This window comes from Mucilaginibacter sp. SMC90, from assembly GCF_022811725.1.
GTDB lineage: Bacteria > Bacteroidota > Bacteroidia > Sphingobacteriales > Sphingobacteriaceae > Mucilaginibacter.
This window is the reverse complement of sequence record NZ_CP094527.1, coordinates 1552881-1573209: the sequence shown is the minus strand read 5'-3', so window position 1 is coordinate 1573209 and position 20329 is coordinate 1552881. Positions and strand designations below refer to the sequence as shown.

The window sequence follows — 20329 nt, the reverse complement described above, 5'->3', positions numbered from 1 at the left end:
CCAAAACCTACAAATCATGTTTCCTGATTAGCCATTGCTCGCGATATTGCTTTGGTGTTTGCCCTTCAAAACGTTTAAAAAACTTGGTAAAATTTGATGGATCAAATGTAAGCCTGCCAGCTATTTCGGCTACGCTTGCCTTGTTTTGCTCCAACATCGTTTTTGCAATTTCCATTATTTTTTCTTCAAAAAAGAAACATGGATGTTTGCCGGTAGTAAGTTTAATGGTGTTACTTAAATGTGTAGGATGGATATGCATTTCGTCGGCAAAGTCACGGATCTCATACATATCCAATACCCTGTTGTTCAGCACATCGTCAAGATGCTTATCAATGGCCTTTAAATAGTCGGCAGTAATTTCATGCTGCCGGGCCAGTATTTTCTTCGGAACAGTGAGGGTTGTATCCATTATACAAAATTAAGCAAACAAATCGGGCTTAAACATTGGCGCTACCCGCTTTTTAGATGCCTGCTCGTAGGCATATCCTAATTTTATGATCTCACCTTCTTTGTAAGCTGTACTAAAAAAAGATAACCCAATCGGTAAACCATGTGCCAACCCCATAGGCACTGTGATATGCGGATACCCGGCCATAGCAGCCGGTCCCGAAAAGCTGAAACCGTTATCATAATCACCATTTACCAGATCAATACATACTGCAGGGCCATTGGTGGTACCTATAATGGCGTCAAGTTTATTTTTGGTCAGTATATCATCAATAACTTTACGGGTTCCATCATTTGTTTGTTTAACCGCGTCAAGATATTCCTTACTCTTTAAGTCACCTTTGCCCTGTGCCTGCTCCAGGATCTCCTGTTTAAAAAAAGGCATAGCTTTAGCTTCGTTCTGCTTGTTGTACACTATTACATCGGCCAGTGTTTTAATTTTGCTGTTGGCGTTACTAAAATATTGGTTAAGGCCGTCCTTAAATTCATAAAGCAATACCGTAAATTCACTGTTATTAATTGTCTTTAACTGCTTGTTCAGTTCTATCTCCACCACTTCGGCCCCTTTACTTTTCAAGGTTTTAATAGCCTCCTGCAACAATGTCACAACAGCGGGGTTATCGTTAAACGCCGATTTTTCAACCCCAAGGCGCTTGCCTTGCAAGCCGTTAATATCTAAAAACTTGGTATAGTCGGTCTCTGCGTTACCTTTACTGCCAAGCGTTGCCAAATCAAGCGTATCAATACCAGTAAGTGCACCAAGCAGTATGGCAGCATCCTTAACCGAGCGCGACATTGGCCCGGCTGTATCCTGTGTTTTAGAAATAGGTATTATGCCCGCCCGGCTCCATAAACCCACTGTGGGCTTGATACCCACCAATCCGTTAACCGACGCCGGTGAAACAATAGAGCCATTGGTTTCTGTACCGATGCCTATAACGCAAAGATTAGCAGCTACAGCCGTCCCGGTGCCTGCGCTTGAACCGCTGGGGTTCCTGTCTAAAACATAAGGGCATTTAGTTTGACCTCCCCTGCTGCTCCATGCGCTTGTTGAATGTGAAGAACGAAAGTTTGCCCACTCGCTCAAATTGGTTTTACCTAATATCACTGCGCCTGCCTCCCTGAGCTTATGAACAATAAAGGCATCCTGTTTAGCAAAATTATCAGCCAACGCCAATGAACCGGCAGTTGTGTGCATATTATCGCCGGTGTTAATGTTATCCTTAATCAGCACAGGTATACCGTGCAGCACACCCCGTACTTTACCTTTTTCGCGTTCCCTGTCCATGGCGTCGGCCATGTTCAAGGCATCTTTATTAAGCTCAATAACCGAGTTGAGTGTAATACCTTTTTTATCTATCTGGTCTATCCGTTTTAAATATAATTCGGTAATAAGCCTTGAGGTAAACTGCTTGCTCTGCATTTTTTGCTGCAGATCGGTAATCGTTATTTCGCCCAATTCAAATATATCGTCCTTACTATTTTCTGCGGCTGCAATGTCATCTGCTTTATTTTCGGCAGATGGCTGGTTGCAGGAAGCTGCTACCAAAGTGGATATCGTTAAACCGGCCAATGAACCGGTTTTGAGAAAATTTCTTCTGTGCATAAATGTTTAAAATAAAAGGCATTACAAGTAACAAAATATTTAACTACTTTAAAACTACCATGGGCTGGAATAGCTAAATGTTACAATAAACACAGTCAAATTTTTAAACGCCTTGCTGAGATAGCATGCTATCCTATGCAAAACAGGTACTGTCTTCTATAACAAAGGCTTGTCTGTTAACTGTTTTATTTATAATCCAGCAACATTTCGGCAGCCCTTAAACCACTGGTGAGTGCCGCCTCTACGGTTCCCATGGCTGTGCCTTCGTACAAATATTCGCCGGCAAAAAATATGGTATCGCCAATGGGATGACTTATGATTTTTCTTGCTTCGGCAGTTTCCGTGGTATCATAACTGTATGATCCGCGGGAGAAAGGATCGACTGTCCAGTTTATGACGTTCCAGGTGAGAAGTTTCTCCTTAAGCTTAGCAACGTCTATCTTAAAAATATTCGAGATAGAGTTAAGGGATTGCATCAACATCTCTTCATCGCTGGTATTTAAACGGGCAGCAGCAGGCGGCCCACCTAACCAACCGGTAAGCAAAGGACGGTGTACAGGCATTTGGGTCCACCAAACCGGTACGGCTTCCGCCGAAAACAGAAAGCCCATATCTTCCAAATCGGTACCGGTCATTTGCCGCGTTTCATCGCTGTACCAAAATGCTTCATCAAACTCCAGCAAAACTTTTATAACCGCGCCAAAGCCAAGTGATTTTAAAGCGTTGATATAATAATCAACCGGCGGATCAAAGCTTATAGTAGCTTTCAATCCAGCTTCTGCCTGCAAAATGCCAAGCGGCACGGCAACCAGCAATTGCCGCGCGTGGTAGGTTATACCAATATCGGTACTAACGGTAACATGATGTTGCCCCCAGTCAATATCTTTTGCAATTGCATTTAGATAAATATGCCCGCCTGCCTGTTTAAACTCATTTGCCAGGTAGCTGATGAGCTCGCAATAGCCACCTTCTACACGGTATTGTGCATCCTCATGCTCATTTTGCCATTCTTTACGGATAGAAAATGCGCTCGCTTTTTTAGGGTCGGCATTATCGTAGCCCGATACATACCCCCGTACCGACTCGCGGAGCCCGGCATATTGTTCGCCCGAAAATTCCTGCTGCATGAACTCCTCAATGCTCATGTCATGCTTCAGTTGCATGATACTTTCAAGAAACTCGTCCCAATGTTCAATAACATGACCTTCGGCTATAAACCTACCGTCCTCATATTTCCACATTGAAGCAGAGGCTGGAATATATTTAATACCTGCTTCATTAAGCAAACTTTGAGTTATGGGCAAATCGCCATGAATAAACTCGGCACCAAGCTCTGCCGGCTGCTGGGAGGTGCCATGCTCCAGCGTATGGATCCGGCCGCCAAGGCGGTTACGCCCCTCAAGCAAAACAACACTTTTACCCGATTTAGCAAGCGTACGTGCCGCCATTAAGCCTGCCGCTCCCGCTCCTATGATAATTACATCTGTATTTTCCATATGCAATATGTGTTGAGCAAGATAAGCAGATTTTTAAGTTTTATAAAAGCACGCAAAGGCACGAAAACGAAAGAAAAAAATCTTTACGTCTCCGCGCCTTTGCGAAAATAAACGCATTAAAAGCTTACTGCAAGGCTATCACCTGCTTATCCAAATTCCAGCCCTCAAGCAGCACCGCTGGTTTTACTGTGCCCAGCTTAGCAACAGGAGCGCTAACCGATACCGTAATACTTTCATGCGGCGCAAGGCTGAAATAATTTCCTGTCCAATAGCTTGGCATCACTTCTTCGCCATTTTTCATTAATTGCGGGCGAACAAAAAACGCCAGTTGGTTTGAGTTATTGGTGAACTGTAAAGTCCATTTATTTTCGCTCGCACCTTTTTCGGCTTTAAGCACCTTGCTTTGTACCTGCGCATGCTTCATATCATTCAACGTTGTAAAATTGTCAGTAGCCGATAACCAGTACACGTTGTGTGATACCGTTTTACCTGCCGCATTGGTCAGGTTCAGCACCACAAAACTTACACCTTTGGTGACGGCAAGTGCATCTTTAAGTTGAATTACTTCTTTAACACCGGTTTGTGCCAGGCCAACATTGCCAACTTTCTCTGATTTGATAAGTTTGCTGTTGATATCATAAATATCGGCCGTTGCGGTTAAAACGCCTGTAGCATGGTGTGTACGGTTTATGATAGCCACCGATGAATTATCGTAGTTATACTGAATGTGGATAGGTTCGCAGGCATTTTGCATGGTGTAGTAACCGGCGTTGGGCTCCAAATACCAATCGTAAATTTGCCATATTACGCTTGGCAGGGCGGCATTCAATTTCCAGAGCATTACGCCACCGGTTTCGTTTAGTTTATGACCATCAGCTTCAAAAATCCCCTGGTAGCCTACAGCATTCATGAGCTGCATTTTATCAGAGAAATTAACGATACTGCTGGGCTTGCCATACCTTTTGGCCATTTCTTCATAATATTTATCATACTTACCTGCACCGGTGGCAGCGTCATGGTAGCCCCATGAGTTATTAAGCGGGAAAGGTAAATTGGTATCCCAAACCAAATTAGGGATGATCTTTGGCAACGTGGTATAAGGTGGTTGTGAGGGTAATCCGGTTTCGTCTTTAAACACCCAATCTTTAGCATCATTAGCCAGTTTATAGTAGTCTTTAGGGTCTTTCCATTCATAAGGGCCTCCGCTATAAACGCCTGATGGCATATCATCAGGCCATGAGCCCTTCCAGCCGGCAGGGAGTTTGGCAAAACCCGATGAACTTGGAATGAAAGGACGTGTGCCGTCTAACGTGATTATGTCATTACGCATAACATCATATAATTCTTTACGGGCATGGCCTTCATTACCACCTGTCCAAACCAATAAGCTCGGGTGGTTACGAATACGGTATATGGTACTTTCTACGTTTTTTATAAACACATTACCTTCTAACGGCCAATCGGGCGAGCCTTTAAATTCGCCCTGGGTATCGCCGGTAATCCAAAAGTCTGACCATACCATCTGCCCGTATTTATCAGCAGCGTTCCAAAACGCATCGGGCTCGGTAACGCCGCCTCCCCAAATACGTACCAGGTTTACGTTGGCATTCCGGCACAGGTGCATCTCGTAATCATATCGGGCCGAATCGCGGTTTACCATCATATCCGGTACCCACGCGCCACCTACTAAATGTACTTCCTTTCCGTTTACATAAAACTTACGGCGAACAAAACCATTAGCTGTGGTTTCGGCTTTTGAAGCTACCTTCCGTACCCCAAATACAAATGTGGTATCATCACTTATAGTTGCCCCTTCGGCATATTGCAAACGGATACGATACAGGTTTGCCTTACCATAACCATTGGGCCACCATAATTTAGGCTGATGAATTATCAGCTGGCTAATAGTCCCGGCATTTAACTCTACTGCTTTTTCGGCACTGGCGGGTACCACAACAGGCTGGCTAAACTGAACCGGCGCACCTGCAAAGTTTTCGGGTTTTATACTAACCGTTAGTTTACCGCCATGGGTTACAGCTGTATTATTGGTTAATGTTAGGTTTAATGAAAGTTTAGCTGTTCCTGTATCCGGCAGGTTAGGTAAATCACTAACCAGTTTTGGCCTGCCGATAGTTACAGCACCTGTAGTACGCAGGAAAACCGGCTGCCAGATCCCCATATTACGGTCGCGCACCGGCGGGATCCAGTCCCAGCCCGATGAACAGAGCATAGTCACATTTTTGCCGATATCGCCGGTGGGGCCGCCATTTTCATAAAATGGGCCAAGCGCCTTTAACTGTTCTTTTGCGGGATATCCCGGGTAATCGAGCGGATAAATTTTTACGGCAAGGGCATTCTCAGCACCTGCTTTAACAGCACCGCTCACATCCAGGTTATGTTCGGCAAACATGCCTGCCATTTGTGTGCTGTCGGCAATTTGCTTACCGTTAAGCCATACAGCTGCGCGGTAATTGATTCCTTTAAATATCAATTGGAAACGATGGCCTTTATCACCCGCCGGTATTTTAAAAGTGGTACGGTACCAATAAGGCTTTTTCCAGGGGTTAGGATCATTAGGTAAATGACTGTATTGCTCCAGGTTATATTCCTTATTAAACTGATCGGATGCATCTGGGATGAGCATATTGTTTAGTCCCTGGTACGGATCCGGATAAATGTGGTTGGCCACAAGGCCGGTGAGTACTGTTGACGGCACTTTTACCGGGAACCAGTATACCGGCGAATGGTATTGAGTGCTTGACAATTCGGTGCCGGAAGCATTAACCAGCGCCGAAGATTGCAGATCAAAATTGCTTAATTTAACTTGTTTTACAACTCCTGATTGCGCCGACACCAAAGCCGGTAAAAAGCAGGCAGCCACAACGCTTAAAGCAGAGTAGATACTTTTCTTCATTTAGTATATCAATAAGTAAGTGTGGTAAAACTACTTAACATACAACCAGATACAGCTGTACTTATTTATCAATTTGTTGTACAAATGATACGTTTTAGGGGTTAAGTAAAACATTTTATCAGTTTAACAACACTTTTTTAAAAACTATGTCATTACCGTAGGTAATTGTATGCCGCACAGCATAGCCATTCCTGCTTTCGGCTGCCGCAATTACCTTTTTTTATTCAATGGACGGATAATAACGATAAGTAAAATGAAATTACTTGTGAATGGTTTTATTTTGCAATACAATGATTGGTTCATACATATTCCAATCAGGCTTATAATCTTTTTGATTCAGGAGCCCCTGTGCCCCTACCGAAAAATTACCCAAGACAATATCTGTATCACCGTCCCCATCAATATCTCCCACATCCATCGAAATCCACCTGCCTAATAAATTAACTGGCACTTCATGAACTTTAAACTTACCGGGTGCAAACTGCTCATGGTATGTAAAACTTTCTGTAGGGTGGTACTTATAATCAGGAAAGAAAGCTATCACTGCCAGATCAAGGTCGCCATCATTATCAAAATCGGCAGCTATGGCTTTTGAACATCCATTGATTTGATAAAAATAGCTTTGCTTAAATTTCCAGTTGCCCTGGTTGATAAAAATATAAACCCCATGATAGGGTTTAAATATGGGCGAATAATCATTATTATCACCGCAGGTGTAAACGATATCAAGTTTGCCGTCATGGTTAAAATCAATTAACTGAAAACTGCTTGAACCGTAAACCGATGGAAAACGCATGACATTTTGAATATTGAAACCACCCTTTTTATCATTAAAAAACATCCAGATACCTTCATCGGCCTGGGCAAAAAGACATGCTATATCCGGCCAGCCATCACCGTTAAAGTCGCCGGTATAAACTACTTCCGGGCCGGGGATCGCACGAATGACCTTGCTTTTAAAAGTATGATTTGGCTGTTGCTGTAATAAAAACAAGCCGCCGCGGTCACGGCCAAACCCGCAACTTACATAATCTGTAAGGCCATCTTTGTTAAAATCGGCGGCAGCACTTTTAACCGGGCGAGGCAGGCTGTCAACCACTAAGGAGGTGTCTTTTGATTTTTTATCAAGATCAATGTTTGTTAATGTTCCCTTAAGCTGATCATTAGGCGGGAGGATACCTATACAGGTAATTACAGCGCCGTTAGGCTCTGTAGCCGATTTATAAAAAGTAGCATCGGTTATAGGCGAATAAAACTTTTTGATAAGCGTAGCCGTAAGGTCACTGTTCCAGCGGTAAAGTTTATTACCGGCATCGCCCGTATAAAAATGTTTATCGTTAGGGTTAAACTTAACCATTGTAGTTATCGCTTCTCCCGATTTTTTATCGGTGTAAACAGGCCGCCTTACCGAAAATATAGCCGAATCAAGCACCGCACGGGATTTGGGGATCTTTAGTTTTTTTGGAGAAGCGTACCGGTAATAAACTACAATCTTTGTCCAGTCGGCAAGAGAAAGCGTGGCCCTTGGCCCGGCAATATACTGATCCATAAAAGGTTGCATGCCAAGTTTTGCACCCATTGCCGGCAAAATATATTTATCCCAGGTAACACTATCCAGCAATGAAGCATCGGGTGGTTCATGGCAGCTTCCGCAATGTTTAAAAGCCGTTTTTTTGGCATCAGCCAAAAGCTCCTCATCGCTCATCTCATTATTGCCGCAACTATTTAAAACCACAATAACGGCAGTAACCAAAACCGTTGCCAGCAACAATACATTACGCCGGCTTATCCTCACCCCTCCCGCTTTCCTCATTGAAAATTTGGTGTAAGCTTTACTTTTTAATGTGATTTTCGAGTACTATTAACGGCAGGTGCTGATCCCAATTAGGTTTAAAGCCATCCTGAAACATAAAGCCATCAGCATAATTACCTAACACAAGGTCTGGCTTGCCATCATTGTTCAAATCTGTCATTTCCATACACATCCAATGTCCGAGCTGGCTAATTGGTAAGGCATGGGGCTTAAAATCAAAAGGTTTGTTTTGCTCAAAATAAATAAACTCTTCGGCAGGCGTATTTTTCATATCAGCGAAGAATGCTATTGTTGCTATATCAAGGTCGCCGTCGCCGTCAAAATCGGCTGCGATAGCTTTTGTGCAACCATTTATAGGGTAAAACCAGCGTTGTTTAAAGTTCCAGTTGCCTGTATTGGTAAAAATGTATAAACCGTGGTAAGGTTTAAGGATCCTCGAATCGCGGTAATTATAGCCACAGGTTAATATAAGATCGGGTTTACCATCATGATCTATATCGGTCAGTTGAAAACTGCTTGAGCCATACACGGGAGGAAAATGCAGCAGGTTCCTGGTAGTAAAACCTCCCTTTTTATCGTTTAATAATAACCACAAACCTTCATCGCCGCTGCCGGTCAGTAACATCACATCAGTCCAGCCATCATTATTAAAATCGCCGGCTAAAGCCTGTGCCGCCCCTGGCTTATCATAAATGGTTTGCTGTTCATAGGTGTGATCTTTATTTTGTTTAAGCAGGTAAACGCCGCCCTTAAACTTACCCTGTCCGCAAACTACAACGTCTTGTAAGCCATCTTTATTAAAATCGCCGGTTACAGTGCCTACAGGTCGGGGCAAATCAGATGCTATGTATGTTTGATCGCTGTTAACATGCTGCGCATCAAGGTTAACTTTTACAACTTTACCATTCGGAAAATCAATTGGTGCCATGCGGCCAATGCAGGAGAGAAAACCAACATTATTTCCGGCACTATCTTTACCAAAACTTACCCCAACCGCCGCCGATGGCAGTTTCGCAAGCGAATCCATTTTTAAATTACGATCCCAGGTGTTCAATTTTTCATCCACCGCATCGGCGCTGTACATACGCCCTGTGGCGGCATTTGTTGCGAGCATGGTTGTAAAAGCAACATAACTTACCGGTGCAGGCTTTTTTAGTGTAAAACCAGCCCAATCATTTGCTAACGGTACAGGCTTTTTAGCAGGCAACAAAGTGTCAGGTGCCGCTTTTTTATAATACTCTAAAATAGCTGTCCATTCGGGAATAGTAGCGCCGGTAGTATCAAGCGGATTATTTTTATAGTACGATGAGCCGCCATATGTTGAAATATGTAACAGCGGAGCCATATTAACCAATGTATGGTTAATCCATACATCTTTAGGCAACGCATCAACAGGTACTAACGAATGGCAGCGGGTACATTTTAATTGTACCAAGTTTTTACCGTCAACAATAACATCGCCGGTAAATTTATAAGGCTGATATGCCGGTTTACGCTTACAGCCATTAAAAAGTGTTAAACCGGCCAGTAATACAGAAATTGATAAAAGGTATGATATGGTTAACGTGCTTTTTTTGATATTCATAAATATAGTTAAGCCGTTATTTTTTTAGTTTTAGTTTTTTCCAGATGTATTCGCCCACTTGTTTGCCCTGTACAGCACCCTGATCAACACTATTGCGGAAGTGGATCCCTCCATAAAACCTGCTTATTGAGGTTTCGTCAGAAGCTTTCAAAAACGAATCGAAGTGGCGCTGCATACCAATATAGCGTAAATCGCTGGTATCCTGATAGGCAAAATTATCGCCGAATAAATGCGTAAGTACCACGGCCGAAGCACCACTAATGTCGCTATGACCGCTTGGATATTCGGGGAACGGCGGTGTTTGCAGCATTGGTAACCAGTTTTGGTCAATTTTATCGTTAATAATAGTTACCGGTCTTATATAATTAGTTTCATATTTAACCTGCCAGCCGCAAATAAAAGCGTCATACAAAGCTATAGAAGTAAGGGCATAAGCCTGCGCAGTTTTTACTGCATCTGCATGGGTTTGCCTGCAGGCAATTGCAGCTATGCCAATCCAGTGGCCACCAGGGGTTATTTTTTTATTAGCAAACATCATATGGCCATTATGCTCGATAACAAAAGGGTTATCATCCCAAAATTTAGCTATGGTTTTTTGCTCGGGTGTTATGTTCTTACTTTGATTGTACACCTCCATTGTTTGCTTAAAATACTCGCTATCCTTGCTTTCACTGAATGCAGGAGGCGGCGGAAGCGGGAACATGGTTGAGGTATCAACGGCAAAGGTATGCATGGTGCCCCAGCAAAACTCAACGCCATCCAGGTAATCAGGAGGTGTCGGGTGCCAGTTACCGGGATTATCATTGCCCAAAAACCTTGGTTTGCCGCGGGTTTGAGGGTAATTATCAACTGCGGCCCTCTTTAAAACGTACTTGCCTATCTTTTCGCCAAAGGCCATTGAGCGGGCATAGGTTGAATCATCGAGATTTTCTTTATACATGGCATAAACTTTAGCCTCGTATTTTTTGAGCGAATCGATAGAAAAAGTGACTTTATGAGCCACTGTGAAAAAAGCAGATGTAGCAGCAAGGGTATAATTATACTTTACATCTTTTTGAGGCTGCGGCGGCTGACCAAAAGCTTTAAGCTGCGCAGTGATTGAATTATATTCGGGGTTTTCATAGCGAAGCGCTTCATAAGCAGCCAACGTAGTATATCCGTAGATACGGCTTGCCACCGGCGGGCTGAATACATCATAAATAATAACCTGAGTAAGCTGGTCAACATTATTATGAATAACATCGGCATCTTTAATCAATGCCACCTTTTTAGATTTACTTCCGCAACCTAAAACAAGGGCGCAACCCGCAACGGCTATAAATATCTTAAAGCATCTCATTTATAATAGTTTAGTTAATTGGTATATTACGCTGACGGCCATAGCTGTCAGTTACAGTTATTGAGGCCATGTCATTATCAATATTAATGAATCTGCCCGATTGTGACAAGAAAGAATTACCATTATAAAACTCCTGTTTAGCAGTTTTACCGTTTTTGTATTTTATGGTTGCAAACGCATCAAGTGGCTGCAGGCTATACGTTTTAACGGGCCTTTTCAATTCAAATAATTTCATGACATCGCGGTTTTGCGTAGCGGCCAAGAGGTAATTGCCACCGGCCCCTTTAAGCTTAACCAAGGCCTTACCATTGCCCGGTATATAAATACCGCTTTGTACGATGCTGAGCGGCTTAAAGCCCCCCTTGCCATCTCCTTTAAGCAATAAACCGTTAAAAGCATCGTAACGACCGGTTGATACTTCGGTGCCATAGTCATTGCCGTTTAATGCAACATCCAGATTGCCATCGCCATCAAAATCATCAACCGTGATGCCACATAGTTCAGACATCTGCGCTTCAAGCGGTAGCGGAACAGTTGTAAATTTGCCGCCGCCATCGTTACGTAAATAAACAGATTGCAGGTAGTTTACCTTTAAGCGTAGTGCTCCTTCACGCATTTTGGGTGTTATTACCGAATCCATTGTTGCCGTAGCAAACGAACGGTAATTTTGGAATTTGATGCGCATACTGATCACTTGTTTAACAATGTCATCGCGACCAAAAGCCGGAAATTCCTGAAGCTGTCCCTGCTGATCTTTCAGGAACACTGAAGGAAAAGCGTCATAGCTGCCATTGTTGTCAAAATCTTTGGCAGTAATATAAATCGGGTATTGATCGCTTGCCTTGTAAAAAGTATTAAGACCAGTATTACCAACAATATAATCCGTATCACCGTCGTGATCAAAATCGCCGGAGGCAATAGTATTCCACCAGCCAAGTTTATTTTCAACGCCTGTGCTTTGTGTTACATTTTTATAAATGCCATGATCATTTTTGAGGAAAGTGATCGGCATCCACTCACCTGTAAGGATAAGATCAGGCCAGCCATCGTTATTAAAATCGGTAAAGGTAGCATCACAAACTAACCCTACATTGTTCAAGTCTTTTGCGGCTGATGCAGATACGTCTGTAAATTTAATAACACCATTTTTGCTATCGTTACGCAAAATGAAACTTGATACCGGTTTAGGATAATTTTTAGGATCAACACGGCCCGATATAAACAAGTCCATTTTACCATCGCGGTTTATATCTGCAGCTTTTACGCAAAGCTTGCTGGTGAAATTTTTAGGCAAGGCATCAGGCTGAAGGCTGAAGTTGCCTTTACCATCGTTAACATAAAGCCTGTCCTGGTAATTTGATGAACCGGATTCGCTTTCATAACCGCCGCTGGCAACATAAAGATCAAGGTCGCCGTCGCCGTCGGCATCAAAAAGCAACATGCCTTCGTCTTTAACCCTCACAGGCGATATCATATGTGCCATATCATTAGGATTGCTAACAGGGGCTACAACTTTAGGCCGGGGCACCAGATCGCGCTGAACAAATTTGCCGCTGGCCTGCTGTAATAATAGCTGGGCCGGATATTTGGTAGTGCCGCCAACCACCATGTCGTCAAAACCGTTGCCGTCTACATCGCCAACCGCAACCGCAGGCGTATACTCCGACAACTTATGCGGAAGTAACTTTTGATCATTAAAATCTATATAGTCCTGATCATTATGCTTGTAAGTTATACCTGCCGATTTGGTTACATCTTTAAATAATGCAATGTTATCAGCCGGTTGCTGCTTATTGGTATAATCAAGCTTTGCATCATCAATTTTAACCCGGAGCGTTTGGTTTGCCTTTACATTGGTAAGCACCTGCTTTTTGCCATTATTCCAGCGGATCACCACCGAATCAAGTTTAGATACACTGCCCAAACCAAAATGGGCAATATCCTGTATAGTTGATAAATAACCACGGTATGGCGTGTTTTCATAGTACTGGTGTTTACCTTGATCATAATAAATATCGGCAAAAGCTCCCAGCCCATTCAAATTTTTAGGACCGCCATGAAATTGTATATGTAAGTAGTTACTGTTGTTTATTGCATTTTTACGGGATGTGTTTTTATAGATGAATGCCTCGTCATCGATATTATTAACAATCATATCCATGGTGCCGTCGTTGTCCAGGTCGGCATAGGCGCATCCGTTCGAAAATGAAGGGGTGCCAAGTCCCCAGCTTTTTGTTACATCTTCAAACTGCAAACCGTTGGTATTACGGAAAGCATAATTAGGTATTTTTACAATCGGGATCTGGTCAAGCACTTGCTGGGTTGAGGCCACAGAGTAAGCCATTTGCCTGAAAGTTATAAAATCATGATCGGTTACATCCCTCGGATAGCCATTGGTTATTACAATATCTCGGTAACCGTCATTATCAAAATCAGTTATCATAGGGCCCCAGCTCCAGTCTGTTTGGCCAACACCGCTTAAAAAAGCTACATCGCTAAATGAAGGGTCGCCGATGGAGTCATTGCCGCCAAGCCTTGGGCCGTTGTTTAGCTGCAGGGTATTGCGGGTATATTGGTACTGGTATTTATACCTGTCAAAGTTTTGAAATACCTGGTAGTTATTAGGTGGCATGAACATCTTTTTGCGGTAATTATCCTCGGGGTTCATGTCAACCTCAAAAACATCGGCAAGGCCATCGTTGTTCACATCCTCAATATCCTGCCCCATGGAACTGAAGGCCGTGTGTTTAAAATACTCCTGCACCTTATCAGTAAAAGTGCCATTGCCGTTATTGATGTATAGAATGTTATCTGTTAAAAAGTCGTTGGTTACATAAATATCTTTCCAGCCATCGCGGTTAATATCTACGATGGTAGCAGCATGACCATATCCTTCGGTTCCTATCCCGGCTTGTTTGGATACATTGGTATAAACCGGATGTTTTAATGTGCTATCCCAATCGCAGCGATAAAGTTGCCCGGTACTACGATGACTTCCATTTGTAATTATAGGCCTGAAAGTACTTTGGTTATCTCCTGCCACGGCCTCATTAACGGTGAGGTACATATCCAGGTCGCCATCGTTATCATAATCAAAAAACGATGCCATTGTTGAGTGGAGCTTTATATTAAGGCCATACTCCTTAGCCATTTCTTTAAAACGCGGTACACCGTCTTTCCCTATCCCCTGGTTTACATAAAGTAAATTAGTGCGCTTAACCGAGTCATCAAGCAAAGTATAACACACATAAATATCCATAAGGCCATCGTTGTTTATATCAACCACAGCCACACCCCTGCCCCATCCTCCGCTGCCGCCAACCCCGGCAGTTGATGTAACATCATCAAACTTCATATCGCCTTTATTGAGGTAAAGTTTATTTGGTGAGGCATTGGCAACAAAATAAATATCCTGGAGCCCGTCATTATTAAAATCGCCGATACCTACACCACCACCATTGTAAATATTAAGTTTGGTAAGCGGGTTTATGGCGTCATTTTCAATGATCTTATTATTAAAAGTAATACCCGAATGCGAAGAAGGGATCTGTTCAAAAAGGGTAGCTTTTTTACAGGCGCCAAATAAAACGGCAACCAGGCATGCAAAGGGAAAGGTGTACTTCATTATTGGTTAGTAAACTATAAAAAAAGGTGGAGATAACCATCTCCACCTAAAGTTAAATATTTAAAATCAACGGTTAATTAATAACCAGGATTTTGTTTCAATTTTCCAGACCCTAATGAAGCTGAAAGATCAATTTCATTTTGAGGTATTGCATAATACTCATTTCTGCCTTTAGTGAATTTTGCACCGGTTAACTGTGAGTTTACGTTAACATCATAAGCAAAGAATGCATTGATCTCGGTAGCCATGCTGCCCGTGCCCTGATCCCAGCGCTGTAAATCAAAGAAGCGCTGACCTTCCATAGCCAATTCAATTTTACGCTCGAAGTGAATAGCTGTACGTGCGTAATTTTTGTCGGCAAACGCACCTGCAGGATAAGGCTTAACCAAATAATTATCAGCAGGAGTTGTTTTTGTTGTATACTCAGATTTTGACGGATCGTAAGTTGAGTTTTTGTAAACCCACCAAATAGGGTTTGCAGCACGGTTACGAACCAGGTTTACATATTCTAAAGCTTTATCAGTACTTCCAACTTCAACTTCAGCTTCGGCCGCCATTAAAAGAACATCGCTCCAACGCATTAAGTTAACATTGTTTGAGGTTACCTCATTAGCTGCCCAATAATTTTCAGTACTTGAATTGGTACCTTTTTCGGCAGATGAATAAACGTTTTTACGTGGGTTGAAAACACCGTTTGTAGGGTCACGGATCCAGCTGGCCGGAGGATTGCCCCAGTCAAGATAAGGGATATTAGGACGTCCCATAGTAACATCAATACGAGGGTCAACAGTACCTGTGTAAGGATCAGTTTTACCACTTACTCTTTTACCATCGTTAAATGTTGTAAACAACGGCAAGCCATTGGCATCGGTTTTATAAGAGTTACCTAATGATTGTGAAGGGTTAAACCAACCGCAGCATGCACCAGGACCGCTGTTATAAGGGAAATTCAACTCATCGCCTGTATTACCGTTATTACCGCCCGAGTTATCATTAACTGATGCCTGTGCAGCAAATACCGATTCAACACTATTTTTTTGACCAGCTTGCGGGCTGAAGTTCTTTTGCATGTTATCGTTCAATGCAAAATGATCCCCGCTTGGTTTTGTACCATTAGCTATCAGGTTGTCAAATAATGTTTTTGCTTCGGCAAACTTGTGCTGGAACATTTTGGCTTTTGCCAGGTAAGCTGTAGCTATCCATTTATTAGCGCGGCCTTTTTGTGACTGCAGCGCAGGGATGTTGTCAATACCAGCCTGCAGATCGGCCTCAATGTTAGGCCAGATATCCTTATCATTAGGCTGATTGGCATCAGTAACAGTTTCGTCAACATAAGGGATCATGTTATACATTTTCTTAAGCTCCATATAGTAATAGCCTCTTAAGAAACGGGCTTCACCAGTGATCCTTTTTATATCATCGGCACTGAGGTCTTTAGCTAACGGGATTGTACGCAACACGTCATTAGCGCGGCTTACACCGTTAAAGCACAATGTATATTTTGATGAGATATAAGGATTTGACGTTGTATAGTTAAAGTTACCTACAGGTAAGGCATCGTTACCACCATCTGATGGTTCTGAACCTTTGTAAGCATCACCGGCAGCAACACTACCAAATAACCAGTTTGAACCGGCCGCGTTGATACCACCACCAATACCACCTACACCATCCAAAAGTGAGTAAGTACCTATCAACAAACTCTCAACCCCGGTTTTATTAGCTATAATATTGGGGCTCAAACTCTGGAGGATAGGCCTGTCCAATATATTTTTGCGACAAGCGTACACCAGGCATACCAGCAGTAATGCTATTGGTATGTATAGTTTCATTTGTAATTTTTTCATAACTCTGTTTATAAAATTTTTACGTATTAAAAAGTGGCATTAACACCAATATTGTATATCTTTTGATTTGCCGGATAGTTACCAAAGTCGATACCGGTACTTGTATTGTCGTTTATATTAGATGGCTGCAGCTCAGGATCTAAACCGCTGTATTTAGTAATGGTAAACAAGTTGTTAGCCAGGAAGTAAACACGCAGTTTTTTGATACCTAAGCTTTTAATTGTTGCATTAGGGATAGTATAGCCTAAAGTTAATGATTTAAGTCTTAAATAATTACCATTTTCAAGATACCATGAATTTGGCTCGCCTGTGTTATCAGCGTTAGCTATCCTGGTTAATACAGGGATAGTTGCTTTGCTGTTATCAGCACCCGGGCGCCATACTTTAGGGCCTAATATATCAGCACTTACGTTACCGGTAAATACCTGAGGGAAGTAAGTCCAGTATTTAACGTAGTTGAATAATTTAGCACCAAATGAACCATAAAGGAAAGCATTGAAATCAAAGTTTTTATAGCTCATATTAAGCGTAAAGCCAGTGGTAACTTTCGGGTTAGGGTCACCGATAAATGTTTTATCATCAACAGTGATTTTACCGTCGCCGTTAACATCGGCGTATTTGAACAAACCTGGTCTTGCATTACCATCAGTTGGCGATGCTGCAATATCGGCCGCGTCACGATACAGGCCGATAACTTTATAGCCATAAAACGCACTCACAGCCTGGCCTGGTTGTAACCTCACAAAGTTTTGGATACGGGTTGAACCAGCACTGTTATAGTTGATATATTTAGCACCGTTCAAATCTTTTACAAGGTTTTTGTAATGGCTTAAGTTTAAACCAAGATCAAATTTGAAATCGTTGCCTATATTACCATGATAGTTAGCTGTAACATCAAAACCAGTATTCAGGATATTACCACCATTAACAAACGGCGCGTTCTCTACGTTAAGCGGTGCCAGGGTTGTTGCGGGGTTTTTACTTTGAAATAACAAACCGGTTACCGATTTACGGAAATACTCGGCAGATATATCTAACCTGTTGTTTAACAAGGTCATATCAAAACCAATGTTTTTGATAATATCATTTTCCCATGATGTTTGGGTGTTACCAGCCTGGAAGCGGTATAAACCTGTAACGGTTGAATTACCTGTACCATTGATATCATAGTTGGCATTACCATTTGATTGTTTGTATAAATCATAAGCGTTGCTCAACCTGGTTTCAACACCAGCCAATGAACCTAATTTACCATAACTAACACGCAGCTTTAAATCGTTAAGCCAGCTGATATCTTTCATGAACGATTCTTTAGAAATCCTCCAACCAAGACTGGCTGCCGGGAAAGTACCCCAACGATAACCTGTATAGAAGTAAGAAGCACCGTCACGGCGTACAGTACCGCTAACAATATACTTGTCATCAAATGTATAATCAAGTTTTGCAAAGTAAGATAGCAAGCCTGCGTCAAACAACTGGTCAACACCATTGCTTGGAGGGTTGGCACCATTTGCAACCGTAACATAATTAGGGTCAAAAGAAATATTGTAGTTACCACCGCCTGCACGGATACCGCGCTGATAAGTAGTAACCGCTTCAGAACCCAGCAATAAGTTAACATTGTGCTTACCAAACTGTTGCTTATAGTTTAACGTGTTGGTCCAGGTGTATTTGCTGTTGTAACCTGCAACTTCGGTGAAACCATTGGTTGAAGTGTTACCTTCTGAGTTTTCATAAGCAGGTACAGTGTAATAATAATAGTAGTAATTATCAACACTACCACCAAACTGGCTGCGGATTGTGAAGTGTTTAAGGAAGTCAACTTCGGCATACAGGTTACCAACTATATCCCAGTTATTGTTCCTGTCGTTCTTTTTACGTTCCTGAACAGCAACAGGGTTACTTGAGTTACCCAGGCTTCCTGACCTTGTACCGGCAAAATTGCCCATAATGTCATAAACCGGAATTATAGGTGGTTCACGATAAATGTAGGAAATGGCGTTGCCTTCGTTTTGGTTATTGCTCAGGTTTGGAGACCTTTTGTAGAAAATGTAAGCATTTTCACCAACACGGATGTGATTACCAATTGCAAACTGGGTATTAGCCCTTACCGAATAACGTTTAAAGTAGGTATCGATAAGCGTACCTTGTTGGTTAAAGTAGTTAACAGACATCAAATAGGTTGATTTTTCGCTGCCACCGCTTGCAGTAATGTTATGGCTTTGAATCGGAGCTGGTTTAAATACCTCGTGAAACCAGTCGGTACCTTGTTTATTTGCCCTGGTAATTTGATTATCAGCAGTGAACGGGTTCAGCAAATAAGATGAAGGGTCTGTTTTAGGATCACCATTTTTAGCACCGGCAGGCGTAATAAAATCCGGAATGGTCCAGGTACCTGTTCCCTGCGGATCATATTGAGAGTTAACACCTAAAGAATTACCAGTACCATCATTTTTAGGCGTATTTAAGAATGATTCATAAATAGCTTGAACATAAGTTTTGGTATCTGCCAGTTTAAAGCCATCAGCTAAAGGGCGCTGAGTACCATAAAATGCATCGTAAGTGATTGTAGCGGCTCCTGATTTACCTCTTTTAGTGGTTACCACAACTACACCGTTTGAACCACGCACACCGTAAATTGAAGCCGAACCGTCTTTCAGTACCTGGATAGATTCGATATCATTGGGGTTGATATCATTTAATGATCCCTGAACACCGTCGATCATCACAAGAGGTGCAGTACTGAAGATAGAGCCTACACCACGTACGTTAACAGTAGCACCACCACCCGGGTTACCCGAGTTAACTACAGTTACACCAGCTGCCTGGCCCTGTAACAGGGAAGCAGTGTTGGCCGCAGGTACAGTTTTTAAACTTGCTACGTTAACTACCGCTACCGAGCCCGTGATGTCCTTTTTACGCTGAGCGGTATAACCTGTTACCACCACCTCATTAAGTGAGCTGCTGCCCGATTGCAGCGTGATGCGCAGGTTTACATCAGTTCCTACTTTAATTTCGGTACTTTGATAACCGATATAAGTAACCACCAGGGTATTGCCCGGGCTCAGGGTTAAGGTGAATTCACCGTTAACATCAGTTACAGTACCGGTACTTGTACCTTTGAGGCGTATAGATGCGCCAACAATAGGCAATTTATCGTCGGAGCCGATAACCTTACCTTTGTACTTTGTTTGTGCTGTAACTACCAATGAAGATACCAGGCAGCATAGCAGCAAACCCAAGTATCTTCCTTTCAGGAGTAAACTTTTAAACATGAGATTGAGATTTAGTTGATTAATATATTTGATTTAAGCTTTTAAGTCGATAACTGGGGTGCTATGTTTTAAAATGAAAAATTGCACACTTGCGGGTAACCAATTTTAGCGGGGCAATTGTGAGATGAGCCCTGTTAAACAGATTGGTTAAAGATGAAGTGGGGGAAAGTAAAAAATGTAAAAGTTTTATCATATGATCTTCTCTCGTATAAATTTTAAACTTTTTATCCGTTTTTTCACCTTTTTTATGCTTCCGCAACTGAAGCAGTTTTAAAGTTGAAATGTTATAATAATATTAGATTTTGGGCGATTTCTGTTTTAACAGAAATTTATATTGGCTATGGAACTAATGTAATTAGTGTGTACTGGATACACAAGTAAG

General features: G+C 42.3%; 10 protein-coding genes. All 10 read right to left on the bottom strand.

Translation table 11 applies throughout. The features are described 5' to 3' along the window. Positions 1 to 7: 7 nt before the first annotated feature. Positions 8 to 409 carry an AraC family transcriptional regulator gene (locus MTO98_RS06800; protein WP_243485852.1) on the bottom strand — a complete coding sequence of 134 codons (402 nt, stop codon included), beginning with the start codon at positions 407 to 409 and terminating at the stop codon, positions 8 to 10. A 9-nt stretch (positions 410 to 418) separates the two neighbouring features. Next, positions 419 to 2053 (bottom strand): amidase, encoded by a 1635-nt coding sequence (locus MTO98_RS06795; RefSeq protein ID WP_243485851.1) that lies wholly within the window; start codon positions 2051 to 2053, stop codon positions 419 to 421. A 185-nt stretch (positions 2054 to 2238) separates the two neighbouring features. After that, on the bottom strand, positions 2239 to 3549 hold the full coding sequence (locus MTO98_RS06790; protein WP_243485850.1) for an NAD(P)/FAD-dependent oxidoreductase: 1311 nt from the start codon (positions 3547 to 3549) through the stop codon (positions 2239 to 2241). A gap of 124 nt (positions 3550 to 3673) precedes the next feature. Beyond that, a complete protein-coding gene (locus MTO98_RS06785) occupies positions 3674 to 6463 on the bottom strand; it encodes a sugar-binding domain-containing protein (RefSeq protein ID WP_243485849.1) in 2790 nt (929 codons plus the stop codon). 259 nt (positions 6464 to 6722) lie between these two features. Then, positions 6723 to 8276: a VCBS repeat-containing protein gene (locus MTO98_RS06780; RefSeq protein WP_243485848.1), complete on the bottom strand. Its 1554-nt coding sequence runs from the start codon at positions 8274 to 8276 to the stop codon at positions 6723 to 6725. A gap of 19 nt (positions 8277 to 8295) precedes the next feature. Then, positions 8296 to 9861 (bottom strand): VCBS repeat-containing protein, encoded by a 1566-nt coding sequence (locus tag MTO98_RS06775; protein ID WP_243485847.1) that lies wholly within the window; start codon positions 9859 to 9861, stop codon positions 8296 to 8298. A gap of 16 nt (positions 9862 to 9877) precedes the next feature. Continuing rightward, the gene (locus tag MTO98_RS06770; protein ID WP_243485846.1) at positions 9878 to 11200 is read right to left on the bottom strand and encodes a vanadium-dependent haloperoxidase; all 1323 of its coding nucleotides are present in this window, start codon (positions 11198 to 11200) and stop codon (positions 9878 to 9880) included. A gap of 10 nt (positions 11201 to 11210) precedes the next feature. Beyond that, positions 11211 to 14825: a VCBS repeat-containing protein gene (locus MTO98_RS06765; RefSeq protein WP_243485845.1), complete on the bottom strand. Its 3615-nt coding sequence runs from the start codon at positions 14823 to 14825 to the stop codon at positions 11211 to 11213. Positions 14826 to 14902: 77 nt separating this feature from the next. After that, the gene (locus MTO98_RS06760; protein WP_243485844.1) at positions 14903 to 16672 is read right to left on the bottom strand and encodes a RagB/SusD family nutrient uptake outer membrane protein; all 1770 of its coding nucleotides are present in this window, start codon (positions 16670 to 16672) and stop codon (positions 14903 to 14905) included. Positions 16673 to 16698: 26 nt separating this feature from the next. Continuing rightward, a complete protein-coding gene (locus MTO98_RS06755) occupies positions 16699 to 19947 on the bottom strand; it encodes a TonB-dependent receptor (protein WP_243485843.1) in 3249 nt (1082 codons plus the stop codon). Between the last annotated feature and the right edge of the window lie 382 nt (positions 19948 to 20329).

Bases quoted from the DNA above. Each gene is read 5' to 3' on its own strand.
- MTO98_RS06800 (WP_243485852.1), bottom strand. From the start codon at position 409: ATGGATACAACCCTCACTGTTCCGAAGAAAATACTGGCCCGGCAGCAT.
- MTO98_RS06795 (WP_243485851.1), bottom strand. From the start codon at position 2,053: ATGCACAGAAGAAATTTTCTCAAAACCGGTTCATTGGCCGGTTTAACG.
- MTO98_RS06790 (WP_243485850.1), bottom strand. From the start codon at position 3,549: ATGGAAAATACAGATGTAATTATCATAGGAGCGGGAGCGGCAGGCTTA.
- MTO98_RS06785 (WP_243485849.1), bottom strand. From the start codon at position 6,463: ATGAAGAAAAGTATCTACTCTGCTTTAAGCGTTGTGGCTGCCTGCTTT.
- MTO98_RS06780 (WP_243485848.1), bottom strand. From the start codon at position 8,276: ATGAGGAAAGCGGGAGGGGTGAGGATAAGCCGGCGTAATGTATTGTTG.
- MTO98_RS06775 (WP_243485847.1), bottom strand. From the start codon at position 9,861: ATGAATATCAAAAAAAGCACGTTAACCATATCATACCTTTTATCAATT.
- MTO98_RS06770 (WP_243485846.1), bottom strand. From the start codon at position 11,200: ATGAGATGCTTTAAGATATTTATAGCCGTTGCGGGTTGCGCCCTTGTT.
- MTO98_RS06765 (WP_243485845.1), bottom strand. From the start codon at position 14,825: ATGAAGTACACCTTTCCCTTTGCATGCCTGGTTGCCGTTTTATTTGGC.
- MTO98_RS06760 (WP_243485844.1), bottom strand. From the start codon at position 16,672: ATGAAAAAATTACAAATGAAACTATACATACCAATAGCATTACTGCTG.
- MTO98_RS06755 (WP_243485843.1), bottom strand. From the start codon at position 19,947: ATGTTTAAAAGTTTACTCCTGAAAGGAAGATACTTGGGTTTGCTGCTA.